Origin of the sequence: Chryseobacterium edaphi, from assembly GCF_025628985.1 — a bacterium.
Taxonomy (GTDB): domain Bacteria; phylum Bacteroidota; class Bacteroidia; order Flavobacteriales; family Weeksellaceae; genus Chryseobacterium; species Chryseobacterium edaphi.
In genome coordinates this window covers 24,341-38,907 of sequence record NZ_JAOTEM010000004.1, presented here as the reverse complement: position 1 = coordinate 38,907, position 14,567 = coordinate 24,341, and the positions used below count along the sequence as shown (strand labels likewise).

Below are 14,567 nucleotides of genomic sequence, written 5' to 3'. Positions count from 1 at the left end.
AGCCAAAAGCACATTAAGTCTGAATTAAAAATGAGAACCTTAAACAAAAAACCAAAGCAAAAACATTCTTGCTTTGGTTTGACTAATTATTTTTGACCTATAATATCTATCGGTTAGTACGAAACATTTGTTTTTTCCTAATTTTATACTCACATTTTCTTAATTATTAAAATGATCTGTCTGTTTTTGGTTTTTTAGAATAGTTTAAGAAAAATGCTCATTCTAAATTAATTTTGTAACAAAATATTAAAACAAAATTTTCGTATAAAAATATAAGTCAAACTGACAATCTCATTTTATTTAAGGAAATTGACAATACATTTTAACAGCTGGAGGACAACCGAATGGAGTCATATAAGTTAAATTTGGACCAGGCTGTTGCTGACATGACATTGATCTCATTCCTTCCAAACATTCAGGTGTATAACCTCCCTGTACCATTTTTAAAGTTTCCCTAGAAAGTTTCTTAAGATTTTTCATAATAAATAAAATTTGTCTTTGATTCCTACTCTTTGTAAAGCTTTTCGGATTTCGCTTTTTTCATATCGTAATTTAGTAATTTTAGCAATTCAAAAAGTATTTTTTTTCAAAACTTATGGATTTAAATATAACATACTGAAATTAAGATGTTTTATTTCTTGGTAGTTATTCTATTATTCTAAAATTGGAATATTTATAAATTAACTTTTACCTTCAGAAATAAATTTACCATCGTTTTTTAAGATTATTTGCTTATAAAAAAACAAGTTGCATAGATAGAGAACTTAGATAACTTGAATTTTCAATCATTCATCTCGGTCAATATTGCCAAGGGGTAATTTCTATTATTTAAATTTCTTATAAAAATTAAAGGTTCATTTTTCATACGACGAGTTTTGTCGCTTTCAGCACTGATATTTGCATCAAGAGAAATACAGAAATGAAACTTGATATTAAATACTAAGGTGGAAATCTTTCGCCGGAAACCACCTAAAAAAATAAGGCTAAAACCTGAAGGAATTCTAATAAAAAGAACCTTCAAATCTTAACCTTTATAAAATCAAACAAATCTACACAAAATGTCAACAAACAACAATGCGTCTCAGACGTTATTCAGATTCGTGAGTTTAAGAAACCCACAACTTACAGAAACTAAAAGAAGAAATCTCGGTTTTATTCATCGTCCATCAGGAGCGAAAGGTATTTTCGATGATGCTGTTTCATCAAGAAGCGGTCGGACTTTAAAACTTCAGGCATTATCTTCTAAAATCTCAGATTTTGCTCCTTCAGCTATTAAAACAGAAAAGGAATTAGAAACGGGAGTATTTGCAACTCTTTTGGTAATCGGAAGAAAAATTTCAAAAAAAGAAACTCTTTCTAAAGGCGATTGGGACTACACAAAGGAATATTACAGTTCTCTGATCGACAGCAATAAAGAATTGACTTTAGATGCTATGAAAATTTTTGATAATCTTTGGAATAATCTTATTTATCAGATTGTCAGCCAAAAAGATTTTTATGTAAAAGAAGCAATCAGTCATATTTTAAAAGCGATTCATATTGGTTTTGCACAATATATAGACATCAATGAAGATGTATTGAAAGCAAATGGTGATAAAAAACCTTTGGATAATGCACTCAATGGTAAAATAGTAATGCCGAAATATCTATTCTTGGAAGAAGATAATGTGAATACCGGAAATGGAGCGGCTTTAAAATCAGAAGCTTCCTCAAACGTATCACTTGCTCCGAAAGATTTGGAAAGAATAAATTCTGTTGCAAAAAATGATTTGATTGTTACTGAAGCTTTACTAAGAAAAGAAAAGCTTGAAAAATTAAATTCCGAATTAGAAAAACTTCAAAAATCATATCATAAATCGAGTGAGAAAGCTTATCAAATAGAATATGAAAAATATAAAGATAACTATCGAAAAGAATTAGAAGAGTACGAAAAAATATCTGAACAGATCGATATTTTACTCGAACAGAAAGCTTCTGAGGAAGAATTACAGAGATTATATAATCATTTAAAAGAATTAAATCTTCCGGTATTTGAGTTTTCATATAAAAATGAAATCAACCTTTCTGATCTTCAGGAAAAGCTATCTCCGGAATCTTTGGATTTATTTATTGAATTATGTTCCGTTCAGGACATCAACGAAAACTTTCGTACAAAATTAGCAAAAGATGCAAAAAGTGAGGTTATTTCTGAAAGGGAATTGAAGATCGGAGCACAGTTTCTTCAAATTGATGATAGTTATGAGACATTTAATGAAGTAATTGCTCATGTTCAGAATAATATTGCAGCAACTACGCAAAATGCTTTGGATAACGCAACGATTGAGCAAACACAATATGCAAATATTGGAGGAGCATTAATTCCGGTGGTAAATGCTCGTTCAATTACTCATTTAGCATATAATTTACAGGCGATTTATTCTAGATCTATATTTATTCCTAACAACGGATTTATTAATTTCTCTTTTGAAGTGCAGGATAATTCATGGAGTGTTGCCAATGCAAAAATAGTGTTAGAATCTAGTACAGGAGTTTATCAGGAAACACTAAGTAATATTTCTGTACTTAATAATATGATTAGCTTTCCGGCTGTAATGGTCAACAAATTTGCATCTATTTCAAAAATAAGAATTGATGTTTATTTTGATAATGGAAGTGAAGCCTATCTGGAATTATTAAAAATTCCAAATAATCAATTATTAACAGGAATTCTTACCTTAAAAGAGCGCACAGAAAATCCGATAAAAGGATCTGAAGAAACTTACAGAAGAAAGAATTTCGGAATTAAAAGATTGGGAGTTGCCGATTTCCTTAAAGTTGTACAAAGTGTTCATGCTTATGTTCCGGGAGAAGTTTCGAATATCGAAAATGTAATGGCAAGTGAATTAAGACATAAATCTTCCGTTGCAAGAGATTATTCTGAAATTACAGACACGACATCAAAATCTCAGGAAACAGAAAAAATTTCTGATACTTCTAAAACTTCAAGAACAGACATGCAGACTGAAGTTGCAAAAGAAGTAGAAAAGCAACAAGCCATCACAGCTCACACTCGTGCAACTTACGGAGGTTATGGAATGTCATTTGAAATTGGTGCAGAATATGCAAACAATACCGCTCAACATGATAGCACAAGACAAGCTGTAATGAAATCTCAGGAGATTACAGAAAGAGCAATGGAAAGAGTTCTTACCAAAATTTCTGAAGAAAGAGTCCAGAAAATCATTAAAGAATACACAGAAACCAACGTACACGAATTTGACAACCGAGGAAAAGCTCTTACAACCAACGAACCGCCTCAACATATTACAGGAGTTTATCGCTGGATTGATAAGAAAATGAAAAACCAGATTTATAATTATGGTAAACGTACTATGTTTGAATTTATGGTTCCTGAACCGGCAAGGTTACATAGATTATCTTTAGCTGTAGCAAAAGGTCAAATTCTTACTGCTCCTATTGATCCTAGAAAAGCAGACAGACCTTACACGATGGCAGATTCTAAGTCTGCAACAAAAGCGTTATTACAATATTGGGCACAAATTTACGGTGTAAAACTTACCGATCTTCCCAAAGAAGACGCTGAAGTTTATCAGGAAATTAAAGGAAGACCAAATTCTACCGGTTCTTTCGGAGCTGTAGGGACTCCTATAAACATTACCCCTAATTATGCTGCTACAACAATGAAACTAGGATTTTATATGAGCAGAAATTCTCTGTGGCATAACAGTAATTTCTATTGCAGCAACGGAAGAGGCGGTGACAGAGATTTAAGTTTCGGAGGAAGAATTAATCAGGGAACTGTTATGGAAACCGGATTGAATCTTGAAGGATCATTTAATTTCTTATACAGAGGCAGAAATATTGAAGATGTAACTCTTAATGTGACATTGTATTGTAAATTATCTGATACTTTTATGCAGGCATGGCAACAAGAGAATTTTAATTTAATCATCACAGCTTACGAAGAAGCGTATAAAAAATTCCAGGAAGAACAGGCCAGACTCGATGCGGAACAAAAAGAGAAAGAAGCTGCAGCTAAAGAAAAGACAGGAACTTTCTACAGATACATGGAGCATGATGTTCTGAAACATAACTGTATTGCTTATCTGTTGCAAGATTATCTGAGTGTTTTAGGACAAGTAATGACCAACGGAGCAGAGAAAGATACGGTAATGGAAAATTATCAGGTTTATTTAGGTGAAGATCTTGATAAATATACAGCCTTAGCGAAATTCATGGAACAGGCTTTTGAGTGGGAAATCATGGATTACACATTTTATCCATACTATTGGGCAAATCGTAAACTTTGGCAGGAAATGTACGTTTCTGAAAGTACAGATCCATTATTCAGAAGTTTCTTACAAGCAGGTATGGCAAGAGTCATTGTCACTGTAAAACCGGGATTTGAAGATGCTGTCAATTTCTTCCTTACAACAGGTAAAATCTGGAACGGCGGAGAAGTTCCCGTAATCGGAGATCCGATGTACATGTCTATTGCAGACGAAATGCGTCAACCAACAGGAAAACCGCAAGGAAAGTATTGGATTACAAGAGTTCCAACAACGCTTACCATTATTCAGGATAAATCTACAGGATTACCTGTTGATCAACCATTGCCGATTTTCCCTGAATTAGATGCTACTAATTGTGAAAATCCTTTAGAATTAGAGACTAAAACTAGTTTTGAACCTAGAGATGTACAGTTATCTCATGGTACTATTGCGGATAGTACTTTAGATTAAGATTTAATTAAAGAAATGGTGGTATTTCTGCCACCATGTCTATTTTAACTTTTAAAATTTAGAAAAAATGAGCAAAATAAAAGCGTTAGGATTGCCCAATAAAATAAAAGCGTTGGGGTTGGGAAATATAGAGGTATTAGAAGCTAAAAAAATTCAAAGCGAACCTGATAATGAAGATTTTTTACCAATTGTTAGAATTAACAATTCTGAAAAATCTAAAAATTGTATAGTATCCGTTGCAGATTGTGCTAGCGAAAAAATAAATTTAGGGATTGATTTTGACGATGATTTAAGAAATTATACAGTTCCTGATATCGTAATAACAAAAAACTCAAAAGCTTATATCCCTCTTCAAAATATACAAGGATATGACGGATGGGGTTATCAAGATGGTGACGGAATTTTAGAGTTCAGGACAAATAATGCGAAAGCAAAAATAAGGTTATTAAGTGAAAAAAATCCTGAAAAGATAAATACTAATTCTAAAACGTATGATCTAAAAGATGCTGAATTTGGAGACCAATATACATTAGAAATTTTTCATACACTAAATAGAGGAGATAAATTTTCAATTGAAATTTATGCTAGTGATGATAATGATGGTATTTGGGGACGTTCGAAAAAAACAGTTAAATGTGGAAAACTTAATTTTACAGTTATTCAACAAGATGTATTCATGGTGGATGAGCTCAAAAAGGGTTTTGATTTGTTGTCAATCATTTCTCAAGAGCATAAAAAGAGACCTACAACAGGAGAATATTCCGTAAATTATTGTATTCAAGGAGCAGACAGATTTTTAGGTGCAATAGTAGACAACAAAAAGGATTTTTATGCATATGATGATAAAAGTCAGCAATTAATATATAGTCCTGGCTTTACGACAGCTATTGATAGAGCAAAAAAAATAGAAAAATTAGGATATGGTAGAAATTATAAGGAGTTTGATGGTGGAATATTTGGTATTCAAGAAGTAAATAAAATAGATAAGTACGGGAACAATCCAAGCAGAAAATTGTCTTTAAAAACTAATGGTAAAGAAGCAATTAATAATTACTTCCAAACAGTCGTAAAAAATAAAATAGGAATACATATTTTTTATTTATCTATTGTCGAAGCATTCCACACATTATTTATTGTTATAGATAATACAAATCCATGTGATCCGACATATAAAATATATGATGAAGATGGAGAAACGAGTAGTTATGGGCAACTTAAAACAATAGGTGATGGATTGGTAGGGCAATCCCAATGGGTTTATACTTGGGCAAAACCTAAATTTGGATATTGGGCAAAATTGAATGTATCTTTGTTAAAATTTCAAAGAAAATGAAAATAATTATCTTTATATCAATCCTATTCGGTTTATTAAGTCCTTATCAAAAAAATCCTTATTCTATGATAAAAAAGGATCTACTTTATAAGGATAAACAAGCTAATATTTACTTAAAAGGTAAGATAGATGTTGCAAGTGAAAAGAATCCACAAGATAATAAAACAGTCTATCTAGATAATATTCTTTATAAAGATAAAGTTATAAAGCTAAAACAATTAGTGGATGTTGCAACATTTCACCAAATAGGAACTCGTGATAAAAAAGATATTTTTGTAAAAGGTATTTTTGAAGATAAAAAATATAAATATATATTTAGAAATCATCCTGCTTCTTCGCCTAATATAAAAGTGGTTGATAAATAATTGAAATAGACCGCAACATTAGTTGCGGTTTTTTTATACTTAAATGTCTTTTGTAATCATTTATATGTATTTATCGTTTTTTGAGATTATTTCCGTTTTATTTTTTATAATAATCAAATTCACGTACTCAAAGTATTCAGTAAATATGTAATGATTTAAATATTACATTTTCTACTTTCATAATATTACTCTATATCTTTCGCAAAAATCCCCATTTGGCAATTAAATCCCGACGGATCTGAAGGTGAGTATAAATTTACTCCTATATTAGGATTAATATCATGAAATCCTGCTCCATTTTAAAATTAATTTCTTCAACTTTATATTTTATGCCACCATATTCAATAATTTGTCCTAATTTCTATAAATTGCGAATTATCAAATTTAATAGGTGTAATATTTAATAGATCAAAAGATTCACGATTATATAAATATGCGATTGTTGCGCCTTCTACATGTTTGATGAGTAATCTCAATTGTAATTTTTCTATGGTATTTTATAATTATATTTTAGTAAACATAGGTATTGTTTTCTTCCTAATCTTATTAGTTTTTTTTCAAAATGTATTTCATCGTTTTTCGAGACTTTCTACTAGTGAACAAGTAGTTTTGGAAATTAATTTTTAATCTTTAGAACAGCTTTTTCCAACTTATCCAATTTTTCAGAGATATTGCTATTTTTTATAAAGAAGTTTTCTAAATCTGAATCAGGTGATGTCGTCATCCTATACTGTTCCATAGAAATTGTTTTCTGTTTTTTCACTGAATTTCCATTTTCAGTATGTGAAAATGAGAAATGAACTGTATACTGCTTTGGTCTTTCGCCTTTTGAATTTTCGTCAAACATATCAGGAGTATAAGCTACGTAATACTGAATTCTTTCTTTTTTGTCAATAAAAGTTAAATCACCATCTTTTATGATTTTATTGTTTAATACTCTTAGCTCTGGTGTTATAGTAAATTTAATATTATAAGCTCTACTACCTCCTGTATTTTCAATTACAAGCAATGCCATTTTTCTAACTATTTTTAGATCAAATTTGATATCTAAATCAGCTTCGTACTCATCTTCTTGTTTCCAAGAAATACGTTGAGAATTGAAATTTGCTATTATGGCAGCAACTACCGCTAAAGCCGCTGCTGTCACCTCCCAATTAGAATTTATTATTGAATAAAATATCAGAATAATAGAACCACATAAAGCTAAGTATTCTACACTCAGTATTAAATTTCTCGAAAATCTTTTACTCATATTTTTTATTTATTCCTAAAACGAATTAGAGCTTATCGTTTTGTGAGATTTTTTTAATTTCCAAATAAAAATAAGAAGTCGGAATGATATATGAATCTATAAAGGTCAAATCTTCTCCGGATATTACTTATTGTACATAATTCAAGATAAATTTTTGTTCTGCATATCGATCTACTAAGGCCGCTGATATATGTATGTAATAATTTGTGCCTAAGGTGAGATACATCATCTTCCCTGAAAGCATTGACCCTGTAATCATTCGATTGAACATAATTGTTTCATCTACAGGCTCATTGACAATAGAGGGATTATTCAAAGCATCCATATTGTTACTACTACTGGTATTGATCTGCATCCATACAGTACCGACTCCCTGATCAGTTCCCGATACTGATTGTGGAGCTTGAATATAAAACCATCGTGATTTGATCTGATACCATCCCGTCTTACCGACCGTATAAGGTCCGTATACGTAATTTTGATAATATCCTAAAGTACCAGCGGATCCGGGATTATCCCATATATAGGTTGTGGAGGGTGCAGTTAGCCCAGTTATTGATTTCCATGTCCCTTTTCCATTGACGTCACTTGTAAGGACTTTATTGTTACCTTGGTTTCCATCTATAATCTGAATGGCTTGATTTGCTACATCACTGTTTATTACCAATTTAGAATAACTTCCGTTACTGGAAGAAGGTGAAGTAGTACCAATAAGGACTTGTTTTGTTACATTGCCAATATTCAGAATAGAACTAAAGGCCCCATTATCAATAGAACCGAACTGAAGTTGGTTTCCTCCTATATATCCGGTTGGATTATTGACATGTCTCATATACATTCCTTCTGTCGTAGAGTTTGCTCCATTATAAAACACAATAGATCCATTGTTATTATTGGGATTAGAATAATTTGTTGGTATTGTAGACTGGAAGTAAATCGTGGGACTATCATGATGCATAAACATATTTCCGCTTTCTATATGCAGTTTTTCTGAAGGTGCATTGGTACCGAGACCTACTCTGTTATTTAGTGCATCTACCGACAACGTAGTATCATCCACTGTAAAATGGCTGGTTCCAGAAGTAGGATTTGCACTGAAAGCTAACGTTTTATCCGACATTGCTATTGTACGGTTGGCAGCTAAGGCACCGTCACTATTATAAATATCATTACTATTTCCTGCGCTTCCTGTATTTCCTGTTGTCACTTTCAGCCAACCCGTTCCATCAAAGAAATAATAACCGGCTGCATTAATGTTGGCAGTCTGTCCGGACGGGATACCGTTACCTGCGTCTATCACATAAATCAGGGATCCGACCTGGGCCGTTCCATAGGCAGAAGCTTTTGCATTCAAGTCGGCGATGGTAAGCCGCGGAGCGATTAATCCTTCAGCAGTGGAGGCTGATGTGCCGGTTGTACGGGCAGCTACATCCAGCGTTGCCGCCGGAGTCTGGGTATTGATACCCACTTGCCCAAATGCGGATATAGAAAAAAAGCATAAAGCCCCGGTAATCATCTCAGTTTTCATACGATACAAAATTTCCACAAATATATTCATATGTAGATGAACATGCGTGCCTTTTTATTAATTTATTAATTATCAATCAACACCGAAATTTCACTGGTATCGTTTTTTGAGACAAAATTGATAATTAAAAAGACCAAAAAAAAATATTGAAGTTCAAAATTACAATGGAAATGGATCAATATTCAAATTATATATTTTTTTGGTAAAAAAAGTACAGACCAAAATCAGTCTGTACTCCAAAAATTAATTATTCTAACTATTAGTTTTTGATAAAAGTCTTCTGTGTTCTTTTTGAACCTTCTTTCACCACCACAAAGTAGGTTGCATTGGAAAGGTTTGAAATATTTAGTTTTTCATTGTAATCACCCGTTGATGACTGTTCATCTTTATTGAAAACTATTTTACCTGAAAAATCAATAATCTGCAGGTTGATTCTATTTTCAGTAGATTTAAATTTCACGGTCAGTTCGTTTTTAGCAGGATTGGGATAAATTGCAAGATCAGAACTGCTTTTTACCTGTTCAGTAACCGCTAAACTTCCAAGGTCGCACATAGGAATTCTGTTAGTTCCGTCAATTCCCCATGAAGTCATTACCGGAATACAAAGCCAGTTGAGTACAGTTGGGAAATGATCGGTTTGCCTTGGTGTATTCAGATAATTCTGAATGGTAAATGTTTCTGATGTCTGAAGATTTCTTGTAGGTGAACCTGTAATTGTCGCATTATTACCCAAAGGTCCTGAATCTGTCAAAGCATTTCCGGAGGCTTCAGTCATCTTGTAGTTTGCCAAAAGATTAGCGTAGAAAGGATGCGAGTTTGTTACATCCTGATTTGCCCACTGTACAATGGCTTCATTGGACAGTTTTGCATTCCAGATTCTTACATCTTTGTAGGATGCAGCGAGGTTGACACCATAAGTATTGGTTCCGTCCTGATTGATGGTTAATGGTAAATTAGAAGTGATATCACCGATATTATTCATTTTCCCAACGGTTACAGGAACTCCATCGTCATACATTGTCGCAAGACCGTCTCTGTCAAAAGTTACAGCAATATGTTTCCATTGGTTGGTCACCAATTTTCCTCCAGTTAGATCTAGTCTGTTGCTGCCATCACCAATATTCATTTTAAAGGTCTGCCCGGAATATCCTGAAATGACAAACCCTTTATTGTAGCCATTATTCCAGTTTTTATTTCCAATCAATACTGGGTCACTGCTGTAGTTGACGTTTGGTTTCACCCAAAATTCAATCGTGAAATCTTGTGTGGCTCCGAAATTAAAGCCGCTCTGCACAGATGGCTTCGCGTATGTTCCTGCGGGGAAATTCAGACGGTTATAGGTTGGTGTATTTTGAAGCTGGGTTTTGCTAATCTGTTGAGGAACAAACGAAGGATTGGAATAAATTGAAAAAATATCTCGTTCCGTAAGATTTCCTCCACCATGTGAGCTGCCCTCTCCACCGTGATCAGTGGTAACTACCACCAGCCAGTTTTCGCTGTTGTACGTGCTTCTGTTTTTCATTGCAGTGAGAATCTCACCGATATAGGTATCGGTAGTCTGAATTGAGTTTACATACTGAGTTGATGTGGAAGAAAAACCGTATGAATGTCCTGCGCCATCCACATCGTCAAAATCAACGAACAGGACGTCAGGATTATCATTCTGCAGTGCATTGACTGCTGCATTTTTTACCGCAAGATCAGTTGAGAAGTTTGTTTTTACATCAGCAGTATTGATGATATTGTTGTTAATCGGTGCCCAGTGAGCCAATGATATGGTTCTTAAACTGGAATTATATGTTTCAATTCTTGTTAAAAAATCACGGTAATTTACGTAATTGGGATTGGTGAAATTATTGTCCGGTACATTATGCTTATCGACTCCGACCCCTGTCAGCATAGAGCTCCAGCCGTTTCCGCTGATAGTGGGTGCCAATGTAATGGCATCTAAAGAATAAATTGCAGTCGGCAATAATCCCTGAATGTTCGGAGTGTTAGACGACATCATCACATCGGGTCTGCAACCGTCTATCCCGATAAAAAGAACTTTTTTGGTCTGTGCACTCATCAATGCGCTGGTCATGACCAAAAGAGAAAGAAGTTTTGTTTTCATAATAACTATTTTAAAGATTTAATTTTTGAAATTGAATTAAAACTGATTAAAGAAAACTTCTGTAACCAGTTCTTTGAAGTAATTAAAAAAGGAGATGTTCAGCTTCTGAAAGATTGTTTAAAATATGATCGGGCAATGCCGATTCAAGTTGTGCTCTTGTTTGTGCACCGCTCAGAACGGCAATCGTGATTCCGCAGCCTGCGTTTTTTCCCTCATGAATATCGATGGTCGAATCTCCTGCTTTCAAAACTGTTTTCGAATCCGTAATTCCGAATTTTTTCATTGCAAGGAAGATCATTTCAGGATTAGGTCTGCTTTCCAAAACATCATCGGCAGTAATCAGAGCGTCGTAGTGAACATTAATTTTCCAGTTGAGTTTTGTGAGCAATTGACTGGCAATTTTATGAGTATATCCGGTGTTTAAAACTACTTTTTTACCTTTAGATTTTACTTTCAACAAAAATTCTTCAACACCAGCGATGGGTTTTACGTCGAGATCATCATAGGCAAGTCCCAGTTCATCAGAAAAGTTTTCGAATATAGCTTCGGTATCTGCTGTATTTCCACCTATGTTTTCGAGTAAGTTTTTAATGGCTTCTGCTTTTTCCATTCCGGCACAGATTTCAAGCACTTTATCTAAAGTCACTTCGTAGCCATAGTCATTCACGGCTTTTGTAAGTGTTTTATACACCACATTATCTTCATCGATCGTTGTTCCGGCCATATCCAGAACCAATAATTGTATGTTCATCTTTAAGAATAAATTGTATCAATATTAAATTTTGCAAAGCCACCGCTTCCGGTCATTCCTTTTCCGCCGATTCCCGTCACGATATGAATGTTTGGCGAAACATTGTGCTCGAAAATATCTTTGGTTTTACACTGAGAATAAATTCCGAACCACCTTCTCTGAATTTCGTAGGTTGGCAGATCGATAATTTTTTTAGCTTCATTAATCATAAATTCGTCGATATCCATATTTAAATCATAACCAAGATCATCAGCATTTTTGGCGTACGCATATTCGTGAGAATCGCCGATGATAACTGAACCATCCAAAGCTTGTTTGAATAAAATGTGAATCCCGAATTTTTTCTCAAAAGAGTTTTTGTCTTCTTTTTCTTTGATTGATTTAAAAGATACACATTCGCTGAAAGACTCATATCTTCTGATGGACAATCCTGTAAGGATATTTCCCGGCAGCGAATAAATCCCCTGCGGTTTGGTCTGAAGCATCTGCAGTTTGCTGACTTCGAGATCACTTTCATTAAAAACCTCAGGATACAGAGTTTTAAACTCGTGTCCTCCACAGATAATAATTTTTGAAGAATTGATTTTCTTTCCGTCTGCAGTGGTAACAGTACATTGAGCATTATTTTCAGTGGTTTCCACAACGGTGGTGTTGTAAAAAATATCCAGACCTTCCTGACTATTCAGATATTGATGAAGCTTGACAATCATCTCGCTGGAATCCACTGAGATCTCCTGTGGAAAGAACAGTCCGCCTTTACAGTAATCAGATCTCAAGCCATCGAACTTTTGGATGCACTCGCTTTTCGAAAGAATGACCGATTCGTAATCATTGCTTTTGTTGATCTGGGCCAGTTCTTCAATAAGTTGTAGCTCTTCATCATTGGAAGCAATGTAGACCGAACCATTTTGTCTTACGGTAAGATCAGTTTTAGACTGGAAATCTTTATAAAACTTTAAACTTTCTTTTCCGAAATTCTGCCATTTAATGTCCATTCCCGAAGGAACGACCTGTCCAAAATTTCTTACTGTTGCGCCTTGTGGAACAGAATTTCTTTCAACAATTGCAACTTTTAGGTTTTTCTGTAAAGCGTGATAAGCGTGAAAGGTTCCTAAAACTCCACCACCTACAACAATTAAATCATATTGAGTATTCATATGTATTATTTTAAATTTTAAAAGCATCAAAACGAATTGTCTGTGATGTTCCTTCGTCATCAGCATTTGATTTTGATCTTGATTTTTTTTGGAATGCTAAAAAAGCAATGATCGAAAAAAGCAAAACGACGGCGGCGATGATATAATTAAGATGAATATAAAACTGAAGCCACGACCGATCCTGCGATCCTAAATTTTTTAGAAACAGAACGGAAACACTTCCCAAATATCCAAATGCGTCAACGAAATAGATGAAAAAACCGACATTTCCTTTAATTTTAAATGCAGCAATCATCCGGTCAAAATAAATTCCGTTAAATGGAATATAACAGAGATACATCCCAAAACCTGAAATCGTCATCCATAAAAACGGAGAAATGCTGTTGCCTTGAAATAAAATGGTTGATAAAGCGACCAAAATAATTCCACCAAAAAGAATGTAATGATAATATGCAAAGGCTTTTATGTTGTTTTTTACCTTGACCATAAATCCGAGAATAAGTAAAACCATTATGGAAATCGGTACTTCTGTCAAAGTGAAAACCGAACTGTCTGCAGAACCGTTCATCTCATCCCAGATCTCACGGCTGAAATTGTCGCGAAAATCCCTTAAAACAGTCAGACAAATGTAAAGAATCGTGATGCTGACCAATGGAAGGAAAAACTTTTTGACCAGACTGCTTCTTTCTTCTTCGCTCAAAGGTTTTCTTTCTTTTTTTAAGGCAATATCTTCCTCATCCGGAGCCGGAATTTTATTCAATAAAACCGCAAAAATGATTAATGGAATAATGAAAATCAAACCTGTTGCAAACGGCATCCAGAATTCTGAAATTCCGAAGCTGTCCATTAAAAATTTTCCTGCAGATTTTACCACTCCTGAAGAAATTACAAAGCTTGAACAAAGAAATAATCCGATAATTTCGGTGGTTTTTCTTCCTTCGATGTAGGAGAAAACAATTCCCCAGATCATTCCGAGAGGAATTCCATTAATGAACATGAACAAAATGTTATATGGTGCAGGAACAATCGCAAAACCTAACAAAGCCAGCTCGGCAATTCCGATAAAAATCAAAAGAAAAAGGATTCTTTTCTGGGGTTTCAGTTCTGAAATGAATTTAATTCCGATGAATTTTGAGATAAAATAACCGACTGCCTGTGCAATGATGATTAAAATTTTATAATCAAAACCAAAAAATTCCAAGTTGCTGAATGAGGCCACCGCAAAAGGTTTTCTAAAAGCATACATGCAGAAGTAAACCCCGAAAGCAGCGATCGCCGCTTTCAGAGTTACACTTAGTGTATTGTTTTTTGATGTAGTAATCATGG

At 33.9% G+C, this 14,567-nt stretch carries 10 protein-coding genes; 3 read left to right on the top strand and 7 right to left on the bottom strand.

What is annotated here, in order from left to right:
• Positions 1-300: 300 nt before the first annotated feature.
• The gene (locus NZ698_RS19575) at positions 301-480 is read right to left on the bottom strand and encodes a bacteriocin-like protein (RefSeq protein WP_438265577.1); all 180 of its coding nucleotides are present in this window, start codon (positions 478-480) and stop codon (positions 301-303) included.
• A 578-nt stretch (positions 481-1,058) separates the two neighbouring features.
• Between NZ698_RS19575 and NZ698_RS14625 the strand changes: the two genes are divergently transcribed.
• The 3 genes from NZ698_RS14625 to NZ698_RS14615 all read left to right on the top strand — a co-directional run bounded on the left by NZ698_RS14625 (position 1,059) and on the right by NZ698_RS14615 (position 6,440).
• Positions 1,059-4,742: a hypothetical protein gene (locus NZ698_RS14625; protein WP_263003946.1), complete on the top strand. Its 3,684-nt coding sequence runs from the start codon at positions 1,059-1,061 to the stop codon at positions 4,740-4,742.
• Between the two features lie 67 nt (positions 4,743-4,809).
• A complete protein-coding gene (locus tag NZ698_RS14620; RefSeq protein WP_263003945.1) occupies positions 4,810-6,075 on the top strand; it encodes a hypothetical protein in 1,266 nt (421 codons plus the stop codon).
• A complete protein-coding gene (locus NZ698_RS14615; protein WP_263003944.1) occupies positions 6,072-6,440 on the top strand; it encodes a hypothetical protein in 369 nt (122 codons plus the stop codon). Before NZ698_RS14620 ends, NZ698_RS14615 begins: the two co-directional genes overlap by 4 nt.
• Positions 6,441-7,056: 616 nt before the next feature.
• Here NZ698_RS14615 and NZ698_RS14610 read toward each other — a convergent pair.
• The 6 genes from NZ698_RS14610 to NZ698_RS14585 all read right to left on the bottom strand — a co-directional run bounded on the left by NZ698_RS14610 (position 7,057) and on the right by NZ698_RS14585 (position 14,565).
• Positions 7,057-7,692 carry a DUF8453 domain-containing protein gene (locus tag NZ698_RS14610; protein WP_263003943.1) on the bottom strand — a complete coding sequence of 212 codons (636 nt, stop codon included), beginning with the start codon at positions 7,690-7,692 and terminating at the stop codon, positions 7,057-7,059.
• Positions 7,693-7,819: 127 nt separating this feature from the next.
• Positions 7,820-9,220, bottom strand: a complete 1,401-nt coding sequence (locus NZ698_RS14605) for a phage tail-like protein (RefSeq protein WP_263003942.1) — start codon at positions 9,218-9,220, stop codon at positions 7,820-7,822.
• 259 nt (positions 9,221-9,479) lie between these two features.
• Complete coding sequence (locus tag NZ698_RS14600) at positions 9,480-11,333, bottom strand: alkaline phosphatase family protein (protein WP_263003941.1); 1,854 nt, start codon at positions 11,331-11,333, stop codon at positions 9,480-9,482.
• Positions 11,334-11,415: 82 nt separating this feature from the next.
• Positions 11,416-12,084 (bottom strand): phosphonatase-like hydrolase, encoded by a 669-nt coding sequence (locus tag NZ698_RS14595; RefSeq protein ID WP_263003940.1) that lies wholly within the window; start codon positions 12,082-12,084, stop codon positions 11,416-11,418.
• A 2-nt stretch (positions 12,085-12,086) separates the two neighbouring features.
• On the bottom strand, positions 12,087-13,241 hold the full coding sequence (locus tag NZ698_RS14590) for a TIGR03364 family FAD-dependent oxidoreductase (RefSeq protein WP_263003939.1): 1,155 nt from the start codon (positions 13,239-13,241) through the stop codon (positions 12,087-12,089).
• Positions 13,242-13,251: 10 nt separating this feature from the next.
• Complete coding sequence (locus tag NZ698_RS14585) at positions 13,252-14,565, bottom strand: DUF5690 family protein (RefSeq protein WP_263003938.1); 1,314 nt, start codon at positions 14,563-14,565, stop codon at positions 13,252-13,254.
• Positions 14,566-14,567: the final 2 nt, after the last annotated feature.

What these genes read in the sequence shown, in the direction of transcription:
- NZ698_RS14615 (WP_263003944.1), top strand. Translation starts at nt 6,072, where the DNA reads ATGAAAATAATTATCTTTATATCAATCCTATTCGGTTTATTAAGTCCT.
- NZ698_RS14595 (WP_263003940.1), bottom strand. Translation starts at nt 12,084, where the DNA reads ATGAACATACAATTATTGGTTCTGGATATGGCCGGAACAACGATCGAT.
- NZ698_RS14600 (WP_263003941.1), bottom strand. Translation starts at nt 11,333, where the DNA reads ATGAAAACAAAACTTCTTTCTCTTTTGGTCATGACCAGCGCATTGATG.
- NZ698_RS14605 (WP_263003942.1), bottom strand. Translation starts at nt 9,220, where the DNA reads ATGAAAACTGAGATGATTACCGGGGCTTTATGCTTTTTTTCTATATCC.
- NZ698_RS14625 (WP_263003946.1), top strand. Translation starts at nt 1,059, where the DNA reads ATGTCAACAAACAACAATGCGTCTCAGACGTTATTCAGATTCGTGAGT.
- NZ698_RS14610 (WP_263003943.1), bottom strand. Translation starts at nt 7,692, where the DNA reads ATGAGTAAAAGATTTTCGAGAAATTTAATACTGAGTGTAGAATACTTA.
- NZ698_RS14620 (WP_263003945.1), top strand. Translation starts at nt 4,810, where the DNA reads ATGAGCAAAATAAAAGCGTTAGGATTGCCCAATAAAATAAAAGCGTTG.
- NZ698_RS14590 (WP_263003939.1), bottom strand. Translation starts at nt 13,241, where the DNA reads ATGAATACTCAATATGATTTAATTGTTGTAGGTGGTGGAGTTTTAGGA.
- NZ698_RS19575 (WP_438265577.1), bottom strand. Translation starts at nt 480, where the DNA reads ATGAAAAATCTTAAGAAACTTTCTAGGGAAACTTTAAAAATGGTACAG.
- NZ698_RS14585 (WP_263003938.1), bottom strand. Translation starts at nt 14,565, where the DNA reads ATGATTACTACATCAAAAAACAATACACTAAGTGTAACTCTGAAAGCG.